The 19,499-nt window shown below is 70.6% G+C and carries 19 protein-coding genes; 11 read left to right on the forward strand and 8 right to left on the reverse strand.

The genetic code is table 11. The features are described from left to right. Positions 1-63: 63 nt before the first annotated feature. The 4 genes from ACGF8B_RS01565 (at position 64) to ACGF8B_RS01580 (ending at position 4,355) form a co-directional block, all read left to right on the forward strand. Positions 64-1,215, forward strand: coding sequence for a hypothetical protein (locus tag ACGF8B_RS01565; protein ID WP_392733736.1), 1,152 nt, complete (start codon positions 64-66; stop codon positions 1,213-1,215). A 159-nt stretch (positions 1,216-1,374) separates the two neighbouring features. Then, the gene (locus tag ACGF8B_RS01570; protein ID WP_392733738.1) at positions 1,375-2,826 is read left to right on the forward strand and encodes a DUF2252 domain-containing protein; all 1,452 of its coding nucleotides are present in this window, start codon (positions 1,375-1,377) and stop codon (positions 2,824-2,826) included. 58 nt (positions 2,827-2,884) lie between these two features. Beyond that, the gene (locus ACGF8B_RS01575) at positions 2,885-3,964 is read left to right on the forward strand and encodes a J domain-containing protein (protein ID WP_392733739.1); all 1,080 of its coding nucleotides are present in this window, start codon (positions 2,885-2,887) and stop codon (positions 3,962-3,964) included. Between the two features lie 46 nt (positions 3,965-4,010). Continuing rightward, entirely contained in the window at positions 4,011-4,355 is a 345-nt protein-coding gene (locus tag ACGF8B_RS01580; protein ID WP_342280218.1) for a rhodanese-like domain-containing protein, read from the forward strand. A gap of 162 nt (positions 4,356-4,517) precedes the next feature. On the opposite strand, the gene ACGF8B_RS01585 is transcribed toward ACGF8B_RS01580, so the two are convergent. The 6 genes from ACGF8B_RS01585 to paaA form a co-directional block, all read right to left on the reverse strand. After that, positions 4,518-5,717 carry an acyl-CoA dehydrogenase family protein gene (locus ACGF8B_RS01585; protein WP_392733742.1) on the reverse strand — a complete coding sequence of 400 codons (1,200 nt, stop codon included), beginning with the start codon at positions 5,715-5,717 and terminating at the stop codon, positions 4,518-4,520. A 115-nt stretch (positions 5,718-5,832) separates the two neighbouring features. Further along, positions 5,833-6,891 carry a 2Fe-2S iron-sulfur cluster-binding protein gene (locus tag ACGF8B_RS01590; RefSeq protein ID WP_392733744.1) on the reverse strand — a complete coding sequence of 353 codons (1,059 nt, stop codon included), beginning with the start codon at positions 6,889-6,891 and terminating at the stop codon, positions 5,833-5,835. Continuing rightward, positions 6,892-7,398 carry a 1,2-phenylacetyl-CoA epoxidase subunit PaaD gene (paaD, locus tag ACGF8B_RS01595; protein ID WP_342280215.1) on the reverse strand — a complete coding sequence of 169 codons (507 nt, stop codon included), beginning with the start codon at positions 7,396-7,398 and terminating at the stop codon, positions 6,892-6,894. Further along, entirely contained in the window at positions 7,392-8,093 is a 702-nt protein-coding gene (gene paaC / locus ACGF8B_RS01600; protein ID WP_392733746.1) for a 1,2-phenylacetyl-CoA epoxidase subunit PaaC, read from the reverse strand. Before paaC ends, paaD begins: the two co-directional genes overlap by 7 nt. Further along, positions 8,090-8,380, reverse strand: a complete 291-nt coding sequence (paaB, locus tag ACGF8B_RS01605) for a 1,2-phenylacetyl-CoA epoxidase subunit PaaB (protein ID WP_093548044.1) — start codon at positions 8,378-8,380, stop codon at positions 8,090-8,092. Before paaB ends, paaC begins: the two co-directional genes overlap by 4 nt. Then, positions 8,377-9,393 (reverse strand): 1,2-phenylacetyl-CoA epoxidase subunit PaaA, encoded by a 1,017-nt coding sequence (gene paaA, locus ACGF8B_RS01610; RefSeq protein WP_392733748.1) that lies wholly within the window; start codon positions 9,391-9,393, stop codon positions 8,377-8,379. The genes paaB and paaA overlap by 4 nt, the downstream gene beginning before the upstream one ends. Before the next feature lie 115 nt (positions 9,394-9,508). On the opposite strand from paaA, the gene ACGF8B_RS01615 reads away from it, so the two are divergent. The 3 genes from ACGF8B_RS01615 to ACGF8B_RS01625 all read left to right on the forward strand — a co-directional run bounded on the left by ACGF8B_RS01615 (position 9,509) and on the right by ACGF8B_RS01625 (position 12,338). Next, positions 9,509-10,270 carry a DUF5819 family protein gene (locus ACGF8B_RS01615; protein ID WP_392733750.1) on the forward strand — a complete coding sequence of 254 codons (762 nt, stop codon included), beginning with the start codon at positions 9,509-9,511 and terminating at the stop codon, positions 10,268-10,270. Beyond that, positions 10,267-11,520 (forward strand): HTTM domain-containing protein, encoded by a 1,254-nt coding sequence (locus ACGF8B_RS01620; RefSeq protein WP_392733752.1) that lies wholly within the window; start codon positions 10,267-10,269, stop codon positions 11,518-11,520. Before ACGF8B_RS01615 ends, ACGF8B_RS01620 begins: the two co-directional genes overlap by 4 nt. Positions 11,521-11,693: 173 nt before the next feature. Further along, positions 11,694-12,338 carry a TrmH family RNA methyltransferase gene (locus ACGF8B_RS01625; RefSeq protein ID WP_392734444.1) on the forward strand — a complete coding sequence of 215 codons (645 nt, stop codon included), beginning with the start codon at positions 11,694-11,696 and terminating at the stop codon, positions 12,336-12,338. Positions 12,339-12,467: 129 nt separating this feature from the next. On the opposite strand, the gene paaN is transcribed toward ACGF8B_RS01625, so the two are convergent. After that, complete coding sequence (gene paaN, locus ACGF8B_RS01630; RefSeq protein ID WP_392733754.1) at positions 12,468-14,168, reverse strand: phenylacetic acid degradation protein PaaN; 1,701 nt, start codon at positions 14,166-14,168, stop codon at positions 12,468-12,470. 123 nt (positions 14,169-14,291) lie between these two features. On the opposite strand from paaN, the gene ACGF8B_RS01635 reads away from it, so the two are divergent. Further along, complete coding sequence (locus tag ACGF8B_RS01635; protein ID WP_259930212.1) at positions 14,292-14,885, forward strand: TetR/AcrR family transcriptional regulator; 594 nt, start codon at positions 14,292-14,294, stop codon at positions 14,883-14,885. 112 nt (positions 14,886-14,997) lie between these two features. Here the strand turns inward: ACGF8B_RS01635 and ACGF8B_RS01640 are convergent, their stop codons facing one another. After that, positions 14,998-15,504, reverse strand: a complete 507-nt coding sequence (locus ACGF8B_RS01640; RefSeq protein WP_124720168.1) for an Lrp/AsnC family transcriptional regulator — start codon at positions 15,502-15,504, stop codon at positions 14,998-15,000. Positions 15,505-15,768: 264 nt separating this feature from the next. Here ACGF8B_RS01640 and pdhA point away from each other — a divergent pair, with 264 nt between their 5' ends. The 3 genes from pdhA to ACGF8B_RS01655 are packed head-to-tail and all read left to right on the forward strand — an operon-like array spanning position 15,769 to position 19,498. Then, a complete protein-coding gene (gene pdhA, locus ACGF8B_RS01645; RefSeq protein WP_392733756.1) occupies positions 15,769-16,932 on the forward strand; it encodes a pyruvate dehydrogenase (acetyl-transferring) E1 component subunit alpha in 1,164 nt (387 codons plus the stop codon). Further along, positions 16,929-17,960, forward strand: coding sequence for an alpha-ketoacid dehydrogenase subunit beta (locus tag ACGF8B_RS01650; RefSeq protein WP_392733758.1), 1,032 nt, complete (start codon positions 16,929-16,931; stop codon positions 17,958-17,960). Before pdhA ends, ACGF8B_RS01650 begins: the two co-directional genes overlap by 4 nt. Continuing rightward, positions 17,960-19,498, forward strand: coding sequence for a dihydrolipoamide acetyltransferase family protein (locus tag ACGF8B_RS01655; RefSeq protein WP_392733760.1), 1,539 nt, complete (start codon positions 17,960-17,962; stop codon positions 19,496-19,498). Before ACGF8B_RS01650 ends, ACGF8B_RS01655 begins: the two co-directional genes overlap by 1 nt. Position 19,499 lies beyond the last annotated feature (1 nt).

A 19,499-nucleotide genomic window follows, 5' to 3' on the forward strand; every position in this document is an offset into this window, starting at 1 on the left:
GACTTTCAGTTGTATAGTACAACGAATTAGGAGTTGTAAAAGCCAACCATTGGAGTGTTCCGCATGTCCGCAGGCCCGAGTGCCGCCCCCGGTTCCACCGCCGCAGCTCTCCGTCATGTGCTGGGCCATTTCGTCACGCCGCTGCTGATGTGCATCGGTATGGGGCTCGCCTACCTCGGGGCCTTCCACGCCCCGGAGCCGCATGATCTCCGGGTGGACGTGGTCGGTTCGGGGCCGAGCGCGCAGGTGCTCGCGCAGACACTGCAGGACAGGGGCGACGGGGCGCTGAGCGTACGTACGGTTCCCGACCGCGCCGCGGCGGTGGACCACCTGAAGACGCAGGCGAGTTACGGCGCCTACCTGCCGGGGAAGCACCCCGAACTGCTCGTGGCCGGCGCTTCCTCGGACACCACCGCCACGGTGGTCGAAAAGGTGTTCACCAAGGTTGCCGCCGGACAGGGCGACCCGCTGAAGGTGACGGACACGGCACCGACAGCGGATGGCGATCCGACCGGCCAGGGCATTTTCTTCCTGCTGGTCGCGGTGAGCATCGGCTCGTACGCGTCGGTCGCGGTCATCGGTGGCGCGGGTGCCGTGCTGGCGCTGCGGATCAGGGCCGCACTGGCCGTCGCCGCTTCGCTGGTGGTGAGCGTGATCGGAGTGGCGTTCGCGGGGCCGGTGTTCAGCCTCGTGGACCATGGGCTCGGCGGTCTCTGGGCGATGGCCTGGCTGTACTCCGCGGGCATCCTGCTGATCGGGGTCGGACTGCACACCTTCCTCAAGCGGTGGACGACGCTCAGCCTGATGGTGCTGTTCGTGATGCTCAACTTCACCAGCTCCGGCGGCATCTTCCGGCCCGAACTCCAGTCCGGCTTCTTCGCCTCGCTGCACTCCTTCTGGAACGGTGCGGGCTTCGTCGAGGGCGTACGCAGCCATGTGTACTTCGGCGGACACGCGCTCGGCGGACACGTGCTGGTGCTCGCCCTCTGGTTCGTGGTGGGCATGGCCCTGATCGGTCTGGCGGGCCTGGCCGAGTCGAAGCGACGGAGGGCCGCGGTGGAGACGGCGGCCGACGCCGCCGCTGTCGCGGGTTCCGCCGAGGCCGGCGGGGCGCACGGGCCCGGGCACGCCGCCAGGACCAGGGCCGGGGCCCGGACCGAGGCGGGCGACGCGCAGGAGATCGAGGAGGAGTTGGAGGAGACCGTCGGCGTCTGACCAGGACGGATCGTTGTCCACAGGTCGCAAGATGGGTTTTCCACAGGGGCAGACGGCTTTCGGCCGACGGCGGTACCTTCGTCGCAATTGATTGATCTGCTGATCTGCGACAGGGCGCCGGGCCAAGGCGCAGGGCGAGAGCGGGGGAGGCTGCGCGCCATGGGTGACATCGAAGCGACAGTGCCGGTCCAGCGGGCCGTGACAGGTGATCGGCGGATTCCGGTCGTGCCCGGATTCGCGCGACGGGCGGCTGCGGCGGGCGGGGGTGCGGCGCAGTCGCCGAAGGCGACGGGCAAGGGGATACGGGAACGGGTGCCCAGGGCCTCGCACGCGTTTGTGGACCTGCCGGCCGGGCGGCCCGACGCGGTGCGGGCGGTCGAGGAGTCGAGCCTGGGCAGAGTGCCGGCTCTCGCCCCGATCAGGGTGGGGCGGATGGCTGCCACACCCTTCGCCTTTCTGCGCGGTTCGGCCGGGCTGATGGCCCATGACCTGGTGGGCACACCGGTCAGCGGGGTGGGGGCCCAGCTCTGCGGCGACGCGCACGCGGCCAACTTCGGACTGTACGGCGATGCGCGGGGCAGCCTGGTCATCGATCTCAACGACTTCGACGAGACCGTGTACGGCCCCTGGGAGTGGGACCTCAAGCGTCTGGCCACCTCGTTGGTGCTCGCCGGGCGCGAGGCCGGGGCGGACGAGGACACCTGCCGGCAGGGCGCGTACGACACGGTGGGCGCGTACCGGCGGACGATGCGGCTGCTGGCCAAGTTGCCCGCGCTCGACGCCTGGAACGCCATCGCGGACGAGGAGTTGGTCTCGCACACCGATGCGCGGGATCTCCTGGGCACCCTGGAGCGGGTCTCGGAGAAGGCGCGCAACAACACCAGCGCCCGCTTCGCGGCCAAGTCCACCGAGGACGCGGGGAACGGCGGACGCCGCTTCATGGACGCGCCGCCGGTGCTGCGGCGGGTGCCGGACGAGGAGGCCGCGGCGGTCGCGGCGGGGCTCGGCGACTATCTGGGCACGCTCTCGGAGGACCGGGTTCCGCTCCTTGCTCGGTACGCGATCCACGACGTGGCGTTCCGGGTCGTCGGTACCGGGAGCGTCGGCACCCGGTCGTACGTGGTGCTCCTGCTCGATCACCGCGGAGAGCCCCTGGTGCTCCAGGTGAAGGAGGCTCGTCCCTCCGTGCTGGCGCCGTATTTGCCGGCGGTCGGCTTCGAGGTGCCGGAGGTGGCGCACGAGGGGCGCCGGGTGGTGCTCGGGCAGAAGCGGATGCAGGTGGTCAGCGACATCCTGCTGGGCTGGGCGACGGTGGACGGGCGCCCGTTCCAGGTCCGGCAGTTCAGGAACCGCAAGGGCAGCGTGGACCCGGCGGCGCTGGCGGCCGACCTGGTCGACGATTACGGCCGGATGACCGGGGCGCTGCTGGCACGGGCCCACGCGCACACCGCCGATCCCCGGTTGATCGCGGGCTACTGCGGCAAGAACGAGGAACTGGACGAGGCGGTGGCGGCGTTCGCGGTCACCTACGCGGACCGTGCGGAGGCGGATCACGCCGAGCTGGTGCGGGCCGTCGGATCGGGGCGGATAGCCGCCGAACTGGGCGTCTGAGGGGCATCGGGCCGACCGCGTGTCCTGGAGACGTGGGCGGTGGCCATACGCTGGACGGGTGACCCACGAAGCCGCCGGGGTGCCGACCACCCGGAACGACGATGACCGGCAGGACAGCGACCGGCAGCGCGCGCAGCATGCCCCGAACGAGCCGCTTGGGCAGCAGGGGCAGGGCGGGCCGTCCGAGCAGTACGGACCGGCCGGCGCCGGTCCGGAGACCGGTGCTGACGGTGGTTCCGGTGCTGCTGCGGGCAGCGCCGGGGGCGGGCCTGCCGATGCGGCTGCAGACGGGTCGGCAGACGGGGAAGCCGGCGGACCGGCGGGCGGTGACGCCGATGGCGGGACGGACGGCCGTGCTGAGGGGGAGCGGCCCGAGGCTCGGCTCGCGAGGGCGGTTCGGGCGGCGGAGCAGGCGCTGATCGAGTTCGAGATCGCGGTGGAGACCTTCCGGGTCGAGGTGGAGAACTTCTCCCGGCTGCACCACCAGAAGCTCGGGCCCATGTACACCCGCCTCGATGAGCTCGACGCACAGATCGCGGAGGCCCGGGCCGCCAGGACGGGTGACCCGGAGGACATCCGCAAGGCGCAGGAGGCCCGGGCTGTCGTGATGCCGATGCCCGGCGTCGAGGAGCTCTTCCACGACTGGATCGACTCCGACGGGCTCTCCCCCGAGGCTGCGGCGATGCTGACCGAGCAGCCGGTCCGGCCGCCCAAGCGGGTCCGGCCGACCGAGGAGGCGCGCAAGCTCTACCGCGACCTGGCGCGCCAGGCCCACCCGGACCTGGCGCAGGACGAGACGGAGCGGGCCCGCCGGGACGAGTTCATCGCCCGGGTGAACGCCGCGTACGGGCGGGGGGACGAGGCGCTCCTGATGGAGCTGGCGCAGGAATGGGCGGCGGGCCCGGCGGCCCCGGAGACGGAGCTCAGCGAGAGCGAGGAGCTCTACGCCCGGCTGAACTGGCTGACCCAGCGCAAGGAGCTTCTGACGGTGCTCGCCCAGGAGCTGGAGGAGAGTGCGATCGGGTCCATGCTGCGGATGGCGCCGGACGATCCGGACCGGCTGCTCGACGAGATCGCCGAGCAGCTCCTGGGCGAGGTCTCGCAGCGCGAGGCGGAGCTTGCGGGGATGGTGCAGTAGCGTTCCGGGTGACTCTGGAGCGTACGTACGAGAGAAGGCATGACCCATGAATTTCGCCCCGCTGCCCTCGGTGGACGTCGCGGCGGTGCCGTCGGACGGCTTCGTGCTGGACGTCCGTGAGGACAACGAATGGGCGGCCGGGCATGTCGAGGGCGCTCTGCACATCCCGATGAGTGGCTTCGTGGCCCGCTTCGGTGAGCTGACCGAGGCCGCCGACGACGGTCGGCGCGTGCACGTCATGTGCCGGGTCGGAGGCCGGTCGGCCCAGGTCACGCAGTACCTGGTGCAGCAGGGCATCGACGCCGTGAACGTCGACGGCGGGATGCTCGCCTGGGACGGTGCCGGACGCCCGATGGTCACGGACAGCGGCGACCCGGCCTTCGTGCTCTGATCCGCAGAGCTGTGCCCGGCCGCTGAGCCGTATCGGGCCGGGGCGCTCCTGACCGGGGCGGCGTCGGGCGGGACGGCCCTGTTGCCGGTCGGCTGTAGGCCGGCTGCCGGGTGGCTGTCCGACGTTCGGCCGACGCCGGCCGGGCAGGTGCTTCGACCGGGGTCAGCCGAGCAGGTGTGCGGCCAGAAGGTCGCCCAGTGCCTCCTCGTGGGCCGCCGCCGGGCCGAGGGACAGTTCGATCTGCTTCGCCCAGGCGTGAAAACGGTGCAGTGGGTAGTCCGTGTCCGCGCCGAAACCGCCGTGAAGGTGCTGTGCCGTCTGTACGACCCGCCGGATTCCGTCCGATGCCCAGATCTTCGCCACGGCGATGTCGCCCTCGGCAGGCAGTGCCCCGTCGGCCCCGGTGGAGATCCGCCAGGCCGCCTGCCAGAGCGTCACTTCCATGGCGCGCAGGTCGATGTACCGGTCCGCCGCCTGTACCGCGACGGACTGGAACGTCGCCACCGGGAAGCCGAACTGTTCGCGTTTGCCGGTGTATTGGCTCGTCATGGCGAGCACGGCCTCACCCAGGCCCAGCGCCAGCGCGCACGTCCCGGTGGTGAGGAGCGCGCGCAGCCACTCCCAGGCCCCGGCGCCGTCGATCAGCGCGCGGTCGTCTATACGTACCGACTCCAACCGGACCTCGGCGAACCGTTCGCCGCTGGTGGAGACCTGCTCGGCCAGGGTGACGCCGTCCTGGGCGGACCGGACCAGGGCGACGACCGCCCGGCCCTCGTCCGTGTGGGCCGGAATCGCGATCCAGTCCGCCGCCTGCGCCCATGGCACCGCCGACTGCATCCCGTCGAGCACCCAGCCGACAGAGGCATCGGCAGGGGTGGCTGCGGCCCTGCCCGGGGCCGTGTCCTTCCCGGAGGTCCCCGTCCCCGCCTTCCGGCGGGCCTTGACCGCGAGTTCGGCCGGATCGTGGCCGGAGCGGCCGTTGGACCCGGCGGTGAGGACCAGCTCGCCCCGGCCGATCCGGGGCAGCAACTCGGCGGCCAGCCCTGGGTCTCCGTACCGCTGGAGCGCCATCGCGACTGCGCACGTCTCCAGCAACGGCACCCTCGCGAGCACCTTGGCGGACTCGCGCAACACCAGGCACAGCGCGACGAGATCGAGCCCGGCACCGCCGTGTTCGGGCAGCAGCGTCAGGCTCAGCAGGTCGCTCGACGCGAGCCCGGCCCACAGCGGGCGGTCGATGTCCTCGGCCACCGCGCCCGGCACCAGAGCGGGGCTGGGAACCCCGTCCGGTACGACTCCCGAGAGGACCGCGCGCGCTGCCTCCGCGGCCGCCTGCTGTTCCTCGGTGAAGGTGAAGTCCACTGTCCTGGCCTCCCGTTGACCGGTGCCACCCGAATGCCCGCCCGGATCTGACGGATCGTCAAGATAGAACAGGTTCTATGAGAAGGGAACACGGGAGGAGCGGCGACGGGGTCGGTCAGCGGTCGAAGTCGAGCTCCACCTCCGGCGTGACGGGATGGGACTGGCACGCCAGCACATAGCCCGCGCCCGTCTCCTCGGGCTCCAGCGCGAAGTTTCGGTCCATCCGCACCTCGCCCGAGACCAGGAACGCCCGGCAGGTCCCGCACACCCCGCCCTTGCAGGCGTACGGTGCGTCGGCGCGGCTGCGCAGCACGGTCTCCAGCAGCGATTCGCCCTCCTCCACGGGCCAGGTGCCGGAGCGGCCGTCCAGGGTCGCGGTGAGCCTGCTGTGGGCCGGTGATTCGATCCGGGGACGGGTGGACGCGCTCGGGCCGTCGTCCACGTGGAAGATCTCCTGGTGGACGCGGGTCCGGTCGACACCCAGACCGCGCAGCGCCCGGTCCGCCGCCAGGACCAGCCCGAACGGCCCACAGAGGTACCAGCCGTCCACCTCGGCCGTCGGAAGCAGCGCGGGCAGCAGCTCGGTGAGCCGGTCCTGGTCCAGCCGGCCGGAGGGAAGGCCTGCCTGCTGCTCCTCCCGGGAGAGCACCGTGACCAGCTGGAACCGGTCCGGATAGCGGTCCTTGAGGTCGGCGACCTCGTCCAGGAACATCGTCGACAGCGCTGTCCGGTCGCTGCGGATCAGGCAGAAGTGGGCGTCGGGCTCCCGCGCCAGCAGCGTGGCCGCGATCGACAGCACCGGCGTGATCCCGCTGCCCCCGACGATCGCCGCGAAGCGTCCGGCGCGGGGCTCCAGCACGAAGCGGCCCATCGGAGACATCGCCTCGACCACGTCACCGACGGAGAGTTCCTTCAGGGCGTACGTGGAGAACGCGCCCCCGTCGACGAGCCGGATGCCCACCCGCAGTACCGGACCGGCCGGTTCCTCGACTGCCGGGGAACAGATCGAGTACGAGCGGCGGATCTCCTCGCCGTCGACCGTGTACCGCACATTGAGATGCTGGCCGGGCTTGTGGCGGAAGGTCTCGCGCAACTCGGGCGGCACGGCGAGGGTGACGGCCACCGAATCGTCCGTGAGCCGTTCGACGGCGCGGACCCGGAGCGGATGGAACATCTACAACTCCTTGAAGTGGTCGAACGGTTCGCGGCATGTCACGCAACGCCGCAGCGCCTTGCACGCGGTGGAGGAGAACCGGCTCAGCAGCTCCGTATCGGTCGAGCCGCAGTGCGGGCATCGCACCGAGAGCGTGAGCGGCACCGGGCCGCCCGCGGGGGCCGTGACGTCGTGCGGGCGTGGGGGCGCTATGCCGAACTCCGCCAGCTTGCGCCGTCCTTCCGCGCTGATGTCGTCCGTGGACCAGGCCGGTGAGAGCACCTTGACCACGGAGACCTCCGGTATGCCGTGGTCGTGCAGCACCCGCTCGATGTCCGCGGACATGGCCTCGATCGCGGGGCAGCCCGTGTAGGTCGGGGTGAGGCGCACGGTGACCTTGCCGGGGGCGAGGACGTCCACGCCCCGGAGCACACCCAGCTCGTCCAGGGTCAGGACCGGAAGTTCGGGGTCGGGCACGGAGCCTGCGATGCGGTGCAGCTCCTCCTCCAGGAGTGTCTCGGTCACCATGACGCCCCCGGGTGGCTGCGATGCAGATGCTGCATCTCGGCGATCATGCGGCCGAAGGGTTCCGTGTGGATGCCCTGGCGCCCCGCACCCGCCGTCCACGCCCCGGACCGCGGGCCGGACGGCAGCGTCAGCGTGGCCCGGTCCAGCACCGCGGAGACGGACTCCAGCCAGTCGCTCCGCAGCGACTGCCAGTCGACCTCCAGGCCCTCGACCGGTTCGAACAGCTCGCCGGTGAACCGCCAGAGGGCGTCCACGCCGCGCTGCATCCGGGAATGGCTCTCGTCCGTGCCGTCGCCGAGCCGCAGCGTCCAGTGCTCCGCGTGGTCCTGGTGGTACGCGACCTCCTTGACGGCCTTCGCCGCCAGACCTGCGAACGCGCTCCTGCCCGAGGCCAGCTGCTCGTACAGCGGCCGCTGGTAGGTGGAGAAGTAGAGCTGGCGGGCGATGGTGTGGGCGAAGTCGCCGTTCGGCTGCTCGACCAGCTGGACGTTGCGGAAGGCACGTTCCTCGCGCAGGTACGCCAGCTCGTCCTCGTCCCCGGCCATGGAGAGCAGCAGCCGGGCCTGGCCCAGCAGGTCCAGGGCGATGTTGGCCAGGGCCACTTCTTCTTCCAGCACGGGCGCATGGCCCGCCCACTCCCCCAGCCGGTGCGAGAGCACCAGCGCGTCGTCGCCCAGGGCGAGGGCCGCGGTCACAGGTGCTTCACCCCTTCCGGGATCTCGTAGAACGTCGGATGCCGGTACGGCTTGTCACCGGCCGGCTCGAAGAAGGAGTCCTTCTCGTCCGGTGAGGAGGCCGTGACCTGTGCGGACGGGACCACCCAGATCGAGACGCCCTCGGAACGGCGGGTGTACAGATCGCGCGCGTTGCGCAGGGCCATCTCCGCGTCCGGGGCGTGCAGGCTGCCGGCGTGGGTGTGCGAGAGACCGCGGCGGGAACGCACGAACACCTCCCACAGTGGCCATTCGGTCGAGCTGCTCATGCTGTCGCCTCCCCGTTCCTCGCTGCTGTGTGTGTTGCTGTGTGCTTCCCGGCGTAGGCAACCGCCGCGTCCCGGACCCAGGCGCCCTCCTCGTGTGCCCGGCGGCGCTGGCTGAGGCGCTGCTCGTTGCACGGGCCGTTGCCCTTGAGGACCTCCTGGAACTCCTTCCAGTCGATCGCGCCGAAGTCGTGCTGTCCGCGCTCCTCGTTCCACCGGATGTCCGGGTCGGGGAGGGTGAGCCCCAGCGCCTTCGCCTGCGGGACACAGATGTCCACGAAGCGCTGCCGCAGCTCGTCGTTGGAATGCCGCTTGATCTTCCAGGTCATCGACTGCGCCGAGTGGGCCGAGGCGTCGTCCGGCGGGCCGAACATCATCAGGGACGGCCACCACCAGCGGTTCACCGCGTCCTGCGCCATCTCGTGCTGAGCCGGGGTGCCGTTGCTGAGGGCGAGCAGCAGCTCGTAGCCCTGACGCTGGTGGAAGGACTCCTCCTTGCAGATGCGGACCATCGCCCGCGCGTAAGGACCGTAGGAGCAGCGGCACAGCGGCACCTGGTTGGTGATCGCGGCGCCGTCGACGAGCCAGCCGATCGCGCCGACGTCAGCCCAGGTCAGCGTCGGGTAGTTGAAGATCGATGAATACCTCTGGCGGCCCGCGTGGAGCTTGTCGAGCAGCTCCTCGCGGCCGGTGCCGAGGGTCTCCGCCGCGCTGTACAGATAGAGCCCGTGGCCCGCCTCGTCCTGCACCTTGGCCATGAGGATCGCCTTGCGGCGCAGCGAGGGCGCACGCGAGATCCAGTTGGCCTCCGGCTGCATGCCGATGATTTCTGAGTGGGCATGCTGGGCCATCTGCCTGACCAGCGAAGCCCGGTACGCATCGGGCATCCAGTCGCGTGGCTCGATGCGCTCGTCCGCCGCCACGGCGGCGTCGAACGCCGCCTCCAGGGCCCTGTCCGCCCCTTCGGGCCTGTCCGCTCCCGCCTGCGCTGTCTGGTCCGCAGTCACTGCCGCCATCCCGGGCTCCCTACCGACCGATCGTTCGGTTCAATGTCTTCAATGGTGAGTCGGTGGCCCGTAGGGTGTCAACCCTGTGGATAACTGACCGGGGATCGACGGGGATCGGGGCGGGATGGATTCGTACGACGACAGGGGCTCCGAGAGCGGGAACGGGAGCGTCGAGCCGGGGCCGGATCGACGCGAGGGAGAGCCCTCCGGCGCTGGTCAGGCCCTGGAATCAGGTCCTCGTGCCGGGATGGCCGCCCTGTCCCTTCCGTACCAGATCGTTGCCGCGGTCGCACTGTCGGTCATCGGACTGGTCGCCTGTGGACAGCTGGTCATGGTGTTTCTTCACGTCGCCCCGTCCAACACCCTGACCAAGCAGCACGGCGAAGCGGTCGACGAGTGGGTCTATCCCGAGTTCGAGCAGAACTGGAAGCTGTTCGCCCCGAATCCGCTCCAGCAGAACGTCGCCGTCCACGTACGGGCCGAGATAGCCGGCGCGGACGGCCGCCGCACCACCCGTTGGATGAGCCTTTCCAACGAGGACGGCAAGGCGATACGCGGCAATCTCCTCCCCAGCCACGTCCACCAGAACGAACTGCGCCGCGGCTGGGACTTCTACCTCAGCTCCCACGACAACGAGAACCGGGCCAACGGCCTTCGCGGACAGCTCTCCGAGCGTTACATCCGCCGCATCGTGATGCTGCGCCTCGGCGAGCACGACTACGGCGGCACCGTCGAGCGCATCCAGGTCCGTTCCGTGGTGCGGTCCGTCGCCGCGCCCCCATGGAGCGAGGAGAAGATCAGTACGCGGCCGTCCTACCGAGTACTGCCGTGGTGGACGGTCACTTCCGATGACCTTCCCGAGAGCGCCGAGGGGGCGGACAAGTGAGCACTTCCGTCCTCGACCGCAAGGCCGACCACAAGGTCGCCCGCGGAATCCAGCGCATCACCTCCACGGCCCTCGGCCGGTACCAGAGCGCCGTCATCAGGATCGGCTTCTCGGCCACCTATCTGTTCTTCCTGCTGCGCGAGCTGCCGCACCGCCACGAGATGTACGGCCCCGACGCCCCGTGGCGCTGGGACATGGCGCAGCAGCTCATATCCGGCAACCAGTCGTTCACCGCGCTCATGTGGTCGGACAGCACGGTCTGGTTCGAGACCGTGTACGCGGTCGCGCTGATCTCCGCGGCGCTGCTGATGGTCGGCTGGCACACCCGTGCCATGTCGGTCCTCTTCATGGCCGGAGTGCTCTCCCTGCAGAACCGCACCATCTTCATGGGCGATGGCGGCGACAACGTCATCCACCTCATGGCGATCTATCTGGTGCTCACGCGCTGCGGACGGGTCTGGTCGCTGGACGCCCGGCGGGCGGCGCGGCGGGAGCGGGCGGAGGCGGACGGGCAGCGGAGCCCGGTGTGGGAGAACGTGGCCGGTCCGGTCCTCTGGGTGGTGCTCGGCCTCGTCCTGATCGTGGCCAGTGTGACGGACGGGCTCGGCGGTACCTGGTGGCTGCCGACCCTGCTCTGGTTCCTGTGGGTCGGAGAGGGGGCCTGGTGGGCCGTGAACCGCTTCGCACCGCGGAGCCAGTCGCGGATCCTGCTCGATGTCGTCGCCAACCTCGCCCACAACGCGACCCTCGTGGTGATCATGGCCGAGGTCTGTCTGATCTACGCCACCGCGGGGTGGTACAAGATCCAGGGTTCCCGCTGGCAGGACGGCACGGCGCTGTACTACCCGCTCAAGCTCGACTACTTCACGCCCTGGCCGTGGCTGTCGGACATCCTGGCCTCCAACGGCGTCATGGTGATGATCCTCACGTACGGCACGGTCATCGTGCAGGTCGCCTTTCCGTTCACCCTCTTCAACCGGCGGGTCAAGAACGTGCTGCTCGTCGCCATGATGGTGGAGCACGCCGGCATCGCCCTGCTGCTCGGGCTGCCCTTCTTCTCCATGGCGATGATCGCCGCCGACTCCGTCTTCCTGCCGACCGTCTTCCTGGTCTGGCTCGGCGGCCGGGTGACCCTTGCCCGGGGGCTGCTGTTCCCGGGTCGGAGCAGGGTGCCCGGGCCGCGGCGTGGCGAGGATGACGAGCAGGCCCCGCAGCACAGTGACGACGGGGGCCATACGCTCGTCGGGTGAGCAGTGAGAGCGGCAGTACGGGCAGCGCAGGCAGTGGCGGCGGGGAATCGTCGATCGAAGGGGCCACCGGGCTTGAGATGCCCGTCGTGTCGGGGGATCCCGGGGCAGAGGCGGCACCGGCGGGGCCCGGTGCGGACGCGGCACCGGTGGGGCCCGGTGCGGAGGCGGAACCGATGCAGTACGACGACGGGTTCGGGACGGAGATCGGCGTCGGGCCGCACCCGCTGCCCTGGCCCGTGGACGAGCGGTACGATCCCGAGCTGCTCGCCCACGGCGACCGGCGCAATGTGGGCGACGGCTACCGGTACTGGACCCGGGAGGCGATCGTCGCCGATCTGGATCTGCGGCGCCACGACTTCCACGTCGCGGTCGAGAACTGGGGCCACGACTTCAACATCGGCTCCGTGGTGCGTACCGCGAACGCCTTTCTCGCCAAGGAGATCCACATCGTGGGCCGGCGGCGCTGGAACCGGCGCGGTGCGATGGTCACCGACCGGTACCAGCATGTGCGGCACCACCCCGATACGGAGTCGCTGACCGCCTGGGCCGAGTCCGAGGGCCTGCCGATCATCGGGATCGACAACCTGCCGGGAGCGGTGCCGCTGGAGCGGACCGAGCTGCCCCGGCGCTGTGTACTGCTCTTCGGACAGGAGGGGCCCGGGCTCACCGAGGAGGCCCGCAAGCACGCGGCGATGGTGTGCTCCATCGCGCAGTTCGGTTCGACGCGGTCGATCAACGCGGGGGCCGCGGCCGCCATCGCCATGCACGCGTGGGTGCAGCGGTACGCGGAGATCCCCGGGGCGGGACAAGGCGGCTAGGGTCTCCCGCTCGGACGGGCCGCCGGGTTTTGGACGGGCCGACCGGTCCAGGGCCCCGGCTCCTCGCTTCCCGGGCCCCGCTCCCCGGGCGCCTTGGAGGCCGAGGGGGAGCGGGGACGCGGGGCGCGGCTATGCCTGGCGGCGAACCTCCACCATGCGGAAGCGGTTCGATACGAAGGCTCCGTCACACAGCGCCGCGTTCGCCGCTGGGTTGCCGCCCGAGCCGTGGAAGTCGGAGAAGGCCGCGGTCTGGTTGACGTACACCCCGCCGGTCAGATTCAGCGACAGCTGGGCCGACTCGTCCAGGCAGACATCTTCCACCGCGCGCTCCACCTCCGGTGAGGTGGTGTACGCGCCGACCGTCATGGCGCCCTGGTCGCGGACCGTACGGCGGAGCAGCTCCACGGCGTCGGCCGTCGAGTCGACCGCTACCGCGAAGGCGACCGGACCGAAGCACTCCGACAGGTAGTGCTCCTCGTCGTCCGGCTTGGTGGCGTCCAGCTTGACGACGACGGGGGTGCGGACCACGGCGTCGGGGAACTCCGGGTTGGCCACCTCGCGGGAGGGCAGGGCGACCTCGCCGAGATCCGCGGCCGCCTCCAGGCGGGCCTTCACATCGGGGTTGACCAGGGCGCCGAGCAGCGCGTTCGCCCGGGCGTCGTCGGCCAGCAGGCCGGTGACCGCGGCGGCGATGTCGGCGACCACTGCGTCGTACGTCTTGTCGCCGGCGTCGGTGGTGATGCCGTCCCGGGGGATCAGCAGGTTCTGCGGGGTGGTGCACATCTGGCCGCTGTACAGGGACAGGGAGAACGCCAGGTTGGACAGCATGCCGCGGTAGTCGTCCGTGGAGTCGAGGACGATCGTGTTGACCCCGGCCTTCTCCGTGTAGACCTGGGCCTGGCGGGCGTTGGTCTCCAGCCAGTCGCCGAAGGCGGTCGACCCGGTGTAGTCGATGATCCGGATCTCGGGCCGGAGGGCGAGGGTCTTCGCGATGCCTTCGCCAGGTCGTTCGGCGGCCAGGGCGACCAGATCGGGATCGAAGCCCGCCTCGGCGAGCACCTCGCGGGCCAGCTGCACCGTGAGCGCGAGCGGAAGCACGGCGCGGGGGTGCGGCTTGACCAGGACGGGGTTGCCGGTGGCCAGGGAGGCGAAGAGGCCCGGGTAGCCGTTCCACGTGGGGAAGGTGTTGCAGCCGATCAGGAGCGAGATGCCGCGCGGAGCCGCGGTGAACGACTTCTGCAGCCGGAGCGGGTCGCGCTTGCCCTGCGGCTTGGACCAGTCGGCGCTCCGCGGGGTGCGGATCTGCTCCTCGTACGCGTACGCCACCGCCTCCAGGCCGCGGTCCTGGGCGTGCGGGCCGCCCGCCTGGAACGCCATCATGAAGGCCTGGCCGCTGGTGTGCATCACGGCGTGAGCGAACTCGTGGGTCCTGGCGCTGATCCGCGCGAGGATCTCCAGGCATACCAGGGCCCTGGTCTCGGGGCCGGCCGCACGCCAGGCGGGCATGCCCGCCCGCATCGCCGGAAGCAGGACGTCCAGGTCGGCGTGCGGATACTCGACGCCGAGCTCCGGCCCGTACGGCGAGACCTCTTCGCCCGTCCAGCCGTCGGTGCCGGGCTGGCCGAGGTCGAGCCGGGTGTTCAGCACGGCGTCGAACGCGGCCTTGCCCTCGGCGGCGCTCAGGCTGCCGGGGGCGCCGCCCTCGCCGTAGGCCTTCGGATGCTCGGGGTGCGGGGACCAGTAGGCGCGCGTACGGATCGCGTCGAGGGCCTGGTCGAGCGTGGGGCGGTGCTTCTCGGACAGCAGTGGCGGGGAGAGCTCGGCGGCCATGACGGACCAACTCCTCATCGAGCTGGGCAGGGACGGGCGGACAGAGTTAGAGTAACCGAACGATCGGTCGGGACAAGGGGGCCCGCCAAACCTGTGGACAACTCGTAGGGGAGGATCGCGGACATGACCACGGCCAAGCGGGACACGTACACCCCGGAGACTCTGCTCACCGTTGCCGTCCGTGTCTTCAATGAGCGCGGCTACGACGGCACGTCCATGGAGCACCTCTCCAAGGCGGCGGGCATCTCCAAGTCGTCCATCTACCACCACGTCGCGGGCAAGGAGGAGCTCCTGCGCCGCGCGGTCAGCCGTGCGCTGGACGGGCTCTTCGGAATTCTCGACGAGCCGGGGGCGACTCAGGGGCGTGCGATCGAGCGGGTCGAGTACGTCACCCGCCGCACCGTCGACGTGCTGATAGCCGAACTGCCCTACGTCACGCTGCTGCTGCGGGTGCGGGGCAATACGAAGACCGAGCGCTGGGCCATGGAGCGGCGGCGCGAGTTCGACCACCGGGTGACCGATCTGCTCAGGGCCGCGGTCGCGGACGGCGACCTCCGCTCCGACGTGGACATACGGCTGGTGACCCGGCTGCTCTTCGGAATGGTCAACTCCCTGGTGGAGTGGTACCGGCCGCTGCCCGACGGCGGGGCAGACGGCGAGCGCCTGGCGGACACTCTCGTCCGCGTGGCCTTCGAGGGGATGCGCTCCAGTCGTTGAGTCGTTGAGTCGTTGAGTCGTTGAATGGTTGACGGTCGCGGGGCGGCCGTGCGCCGAGGCGACAGGGCTTCGGCGCACGGACCGATTCTCCGGTGGCTGCGGGGTGACGGGCTCAGGTCAGCTCGGTGGGCCTGTCCGTGCCCGGGGTCAGATCCGTCTCCTCGAACACCAGGAGCGTGCGGGTGGAGAGCACCTCGGGGATGGCCTGGATCTTCGTCAGGACCAGTTCGCGCAAGGACCTGTTGTCCTGGGTGTGCACCAGCAGCAGGACGTCGAAGTCGCCGCTGACCAGTGCGATATGGGTCGCCCCCGGCAGCGCCTGGAGCTCCTCGCGCACCGTCCGCCAGGAGTTCTGGACGATCTTGAGGGTGATGTACGCGGAGGCTCCTTGCCCCGCCCGCTCATGGTCCACGCGCGCGGTGAAGCCGCGGATCACGCCGTCGTCGATGAGCCGGCTGATCCGGGCGTAGGCGTTGGCCCGGGACACGTGGACGCGGTCGGCCACCGATCGTATCGAGGCGCGGCCGTCCGTCTGGAGCAGTCGCAGGATGCCGCGATCGATGGCGTCGAGCGGCCGCGCGGGCGGCAGCCGTACGGGATCCTCGCCCCCGTCGGCCATTTGTTCAGCTGACATGTGCCCCCGCCTCCCTGTCCTGGACGACCTGCCTCTATCCCAGGCTGTGGAGAACCGTTTGTCCACAGGCTGAAGGTGCCTGTAGCCAAAATGCGCTCGCGACCGAACAATCGGTAGGTGAGGCGCCCCGCATTCGTGCCTCGGACAGCGCTCGACATTTCGAAGTATTTCGACACCCCTCGGCATCGGGCGATCCCCCGACGCCGACAGACGCCGCTCGAAAACCCTCGATGCCAGGAGGTGCTTGTCATGACGGTCCAAGAGCTGCCCGGCGCGGCTGCTTACCGGCCCACGCCGCCCCCGGCCTGGAAGCCGCTCACCGATCCCGCGCCGCTGCTCCCGGACCCCGAGCCGTATCGCGTGCTCGGTACGGACGCCGTGGCCGATGCCGACCCCGAGCTGCTGCTGAGGCTCTACGCGGAGCTGGTCCGCGGCCGTCGGTACAACGCGCAGGCCACCGCGCTCACCAAGCAGGGCCGGCTCGCCGTCTACCCGTCGAGCACGGGGCAGGAGGCCTGCGAGATAGCGGCCGCGTTGGTGCTGGAGGAGCGGGACTGGCTCTTTCCCAGCTACCGGGACACTCTTGCGGCGGTGGCGCGCGGCCTGGACCCGGTCGAGGCCCTGACACTGCTGCGCGGCGACCGGCACACCGGTTACGACCCGCGCGAGCACCGCATCGCGCCGCTCTGCACGCCGCTGGCCACCCAGCTGCCGCACGCCGTCGGTCTTGCCCACGCGGCGCGCCTCAAGGGCGACGACGTGGTGGCGCTCGCCATGGTCGGCGACGGCGGGACCAGCGAGGGCGATTTCCACGAGGCGCTGAATTTCGCGGCCGTCTGGCGTGCCCCGGTCGTCTTCCTCGTGCAGAACAACGGCTTCGCGATCTCCGTACCGTTGGCGAAGCAGACCGCCGCCCCGTCCCTGGCGCACAAGGCCGTGGGGTACGGGATGCCGGGCCGGTTGGTGGATGGGAACGACGTGGCCGCGGTGCACCAGGTCCTCGGTGAGGCGGTGGCGCGGGCCCGGAGCGGCGGCGGGCCGACGCTCGTCGAGGCGGTGACGTACCGCATGGACGCCCATACGAACGCGGACGATGCCACCCGTTACCGCGTCGACAGCGAGGTGGAGGCCTGGCGCGCGCACGATCCGATCCGGCTTCTGGAGCGGGAGCTGACCGGTCGGGGGCTGCTCGGCGACGAGGAGATCGAGGAGGCGCGCGTGGCCGCGGAGCGGATGGCCGCTGCGCTGCGCGAGCGGATGAACGCCGATCCGGTGCTGGACCCGATGGACCTGTTCGCCCATGTCTACGCGGAACAGACCGCACAACTGCGGGAGCAGGCCGCCAGGTTGCGGGTCGAGCTGAATGCCGAGCTGGACCAGCACGGCCAGGACGACGTGGAGGAAGGGCGATGACCACCGCAGCGGTGAAGGCCGGAGAGCGGACGACGAAGGCCAAGCCCGCCACGATGGCACAGGCGCTCGGACGGGCGCTGCGCGACTCGATGGCGCAGGACCCGACCGTGCATGTACTCGGTGAGGACGTCGGCACGCTCGGCGGGGTCTTCCGGATCACCGACGGCCTGGCCAGGGAGTTCGGCGAGGATCGTTGCACGGACACCCCGCTGGCCGAGGCCGGCATTCTCGGGGCGGCCGTGGGCATGGCGATGTACGGGCTGCGGCCCGTGGTGGAGATGCAGTTCGACGCCTTCGCCTATCCGGCGTTCGAGCAGCTCATCAGCCATGTCGCGAAGATGCGGAACCGGACGGCCGGCGCCATGCCGCTGCCGATAACGGTCCGGGTGCCGTACGGCGGCGGGATCGGCGGGGTCGAGCACCACAGCGACTCGTCGGAGGCGTACTACATGGCGACGCCCGGCCTTCAGGTCGTCACGCCCGCCACGGTCGAGGACGCGTACGGGCTGCTGAGGGCCTCGATCGCCTCCGACGATCCTGTGGTGTTCCTGGAGCCGAAGCGGCTCTACTGGTCGAAGGCGGACTGGTCGCCGGAGGCGCCGGTGGCCGTGGAGCCGATCGGCCGGGCCGTGGTCCGCCGGCCGGGCCACAGCGCGACGCTCATCACGTACGGGCCGTCGCTGCCCGTCTGCATGGAGGCGGCGGAAGCGGCCGTCGAGGAGGGCTGGGACCTGGAGGTCGTGGACCTGCGCTCGCTGGTGCCGTTCGACGACGAGACCGTTGCCGCTTCGGTCCGGCGTACGGGGCGTGCGGTCGTCGTCCATGAGTCCTCCGGGTTCGGTGGTCCGGGCGGTGAGATCGCGGCCCGGATCACCGAGCGTTGCTTCCACCATCTGGAGGCCCCGGTGCTGCGGGTCGCCGGGTTCGACATTCCGTATCCGCCGCCGATGCAGGAGAAGCACCATCTCCCCGGTGTGGACCGGGTGCTGGACGCGGTCGCCCGCTTGCAGTGGGAGGCGGAGAGCTGATGCCCCAGGTACTCGAATTCAAGCTGCCGGACCTCGGCGAGGGGCTCACCGAGGCGGAGATCGTGCGCTGGCTGGTGGAGGTCGGCGATGTCGTCGCCATCGACCAGCCGGTCGTCGAGGTCGAGACGGCCAAGGCGATGGTGGAGGTGCCGTGCCCGTACGGGGGCGTGGTGACGGCACGGTTCGGTGAGGAGGGCTCGGAACTTCCGGTCGGGGCACCGCTGTTGACGGTGGCGGTCTCGGTGGGGACGGATCCCGGGTCGCCCGAGGAGGGGGCGGGGGCTGCCCCCGGTTCCGGTTCGGGTGGTGCTGGGGTCGGTTCCGGTTCGGGTGTGACAAGGGCCGGCTCCGGTACGGGTGGGCCCGATCCGGGTTCTGGTCCTGGTTCCGGTCCTGGTTCTGGTTCCGCTGAGGTGGAGTCGTCCGGCAATGTGCTGGTCGGTTACGGGACGGGCGCACCGGTGGCGCGTCGTCGGCGGGTCCGTCCCACAGCTGTGGCCGCGGCCGTTCCGGCACGGGTGCCGGTGGCTCCGGTGGTTCCGGTCGCGGCTTCCGATCCACTGCCGGACGCGGTGCCGGGTCCGGTGGCCGTGGTGTCCCCGCTGGTACGGAAGCTGGCGCGGCAGCATGATCTGGATCTGCGGAAGCTGGCGGGTTCCGGACGGGACGGGCTGATCCTGCGGGCCGATGTCGAATCCGCGATCAGGGCGCTGGCGGAGGGTACGGCAGCCCCGCTGCCGGCCGGGGCTGCGGCGCCGGTGGTCGGGGCGGCTCCGGAGCCGGAGGCCGTTCCCGTATCGGTGGTGCCGTCGGTCGGCCGTACGGCGGCGGGCTCGGCCGCACAGCGGATTCCGTTGCGCGGTGTACGGGGCGCGGTCGCCGACAAGCTCTCGCGCAGTCGGCGGGAGATCCCCGACGCGACGTGCTGGGTCGATGCCGATGCCACCGAGCTGATGGCGGCCAGAGCCGCGATGAACAGCGCCGCCGGTCCGGCTGCCGGGCCCAAGGTGTCGGTGCTGGCACTGCTGGCACGCATCTGCACCGCGGCGCTGGCCCGGTTCCCCGAGCTCAATTCCACGGTGGACCTGGAAGCGCGGGAGATCGTGCGGTTGCCGGAGGTCCATCTCGGGTTCGCGGCTCAGACCGAGCGGGGACTGGTCGTCCCTGTGGTGCGGGACGCGCAGGCCAGGAATGCCGAGTCGATCGGGGCGGAGATCGCCAGGCTGACCGAGGCTGCGCGGGCCGGGCGACTGACTCCGGCGGAGCTGACCGGCGGGACGTTCACGCTGAACAACTACGGAGTGTTCGGAGTCGACGGCTCGACCCCGATCATCAACCACCCCGAGGCAGCGATGCTGGGCGTCGGCAGGATCGTGCCCAAGCCCTGGGTACACCAGGGGGAACTGGCCGTACGACAGGTGGTCCAGCTCTCGCTGACCTTCGACCACCGGGTCTGCGACGGCGGCACGGCGGGTGGCTTCCTTCGCTACATAGCCGACTGCGTGGAACAACCGGCGGTGCTGCTGCGCACGTTGTAGG

This window comes from Streptomyces sp. NPDC047917, from assembly GCF_043204345.1.
Classification (GTDB): domain Bacteria; phylum Actinomycetota; class Actinomycetes; order Streptomycetales; family Streptomycetaceae; genus Streptomyces; species Streptomyces sanglieri.

Excerpts from the sequence above, each read along its gene's own strand:
- ACGF8B_RS01590 (WP_392733744.1), bottom strand. The coding sequence starts at position 6,891 with ATGTTCCATCCGCTCCGGGTCCGCGCCGTCGAACGGCTCACGGACGAT.
- paaN (WP_392733754.1), bottom strand. The coding sequence starts at position 14,168 with ATGGCCGCCGAGCTCTCCCCGCCACTGCTGTCCGAGAAGCACCGCCCC.
- ACGF8B_RS01565 (WP_392733736.1), top strand. The coding sequence starts at position 64 with ATGTCCGCAGGCCCGAGTGCCGCCCCCGGTTCCACCGCCGCAGCTCTC.
- pdhA (WP_392733756.1), top strand. The coding sequence starts at position 15,769 with ATGACGGTCCAAGAGCTGCCCGGCGCGGCTGCTTACCGGCCCACGCCG.
- paaB (WP_093548044.1), bottom strand. The coding sequence starts at position 8,380 with ATGAGCAGCTCGACCGAATGGCCACTGTGGGAGGTGTTCGTGCGTTCC.
- paaD (WP_342280215.1), bottom strand. The coding sequence starts at position 7,398 with ATGGTGACCGAGACACTCCTGGAGGAGGAGCTGCACCGCATCGCAGGC.
- ACGF8B_RS01640 (WP_124720168.1), bottom strand. The coding sequence starts at position 15,504 with ATGGCCGACGGGGGCGAGGATCCCGTACGGCTGCCGCCCGCGCGGCCG.
- ACGF8B_RS01625 (WP_392734444.1), top strand. The coding sequence starts at position 11,694 with ATGCAGTACGACGACGGGTTCGGGACGGAGATCGGCGTCGGGCCGCAC.
- paaA (WP_392733748.1), bottom strand. The coding sequence starts at position 9,393 with ATGGCGGCAGTGACTGCGGACCAGACAGCGCAGGCGGGAGCGGACAGG.
- ACGF8B_RS01570 (WP_392733738.1), top strand. The coding sequence starts at position 1,375 with ATGGGTGACATCGAAGCGACAGTGCCGGTCCAGCGGGCCGTGACAGGT.
- ACGF8B_RS01615 (WP_392733750.1), top strand. The coding sequence starts at position 9,509 with ATGGATTCGTACGACGACAGGGGCTCCGAGAGCGGGAACGGGAGCGTC.
- ACGF8B_RS01650 (WP_392733758.1), top strand. The coding sequence starts at position 16,929 with ATGACCACCGCAGCGGTGAAGGCCGGAGAGCGGACGACGAAGGCCAAG.
- ACGF8B_RS01655 (WP_392733760.1), top strand. The coding sequence starts at position 17,960 with ATGCCCCAGGTACTCGAATTCAAGCTGCCGGACCTCGGCGAGGGGCTC.
- ACGF8B_RS01635 (WP_259930212.1), top strand. The coding sequence starts at position 14,292 with ATGACCACGGCCAAGCGGGACACGTACACCCCGGAGACTCTGCTCACC.
- ACGF8B_RS01580 (WP_342280218.1), top strand. The coding sequence starts at position 4,011 with ATGAATTTCGCCCCGCTGCCCTCGGTGGACGTCGCGGCGGTGCCGTCG.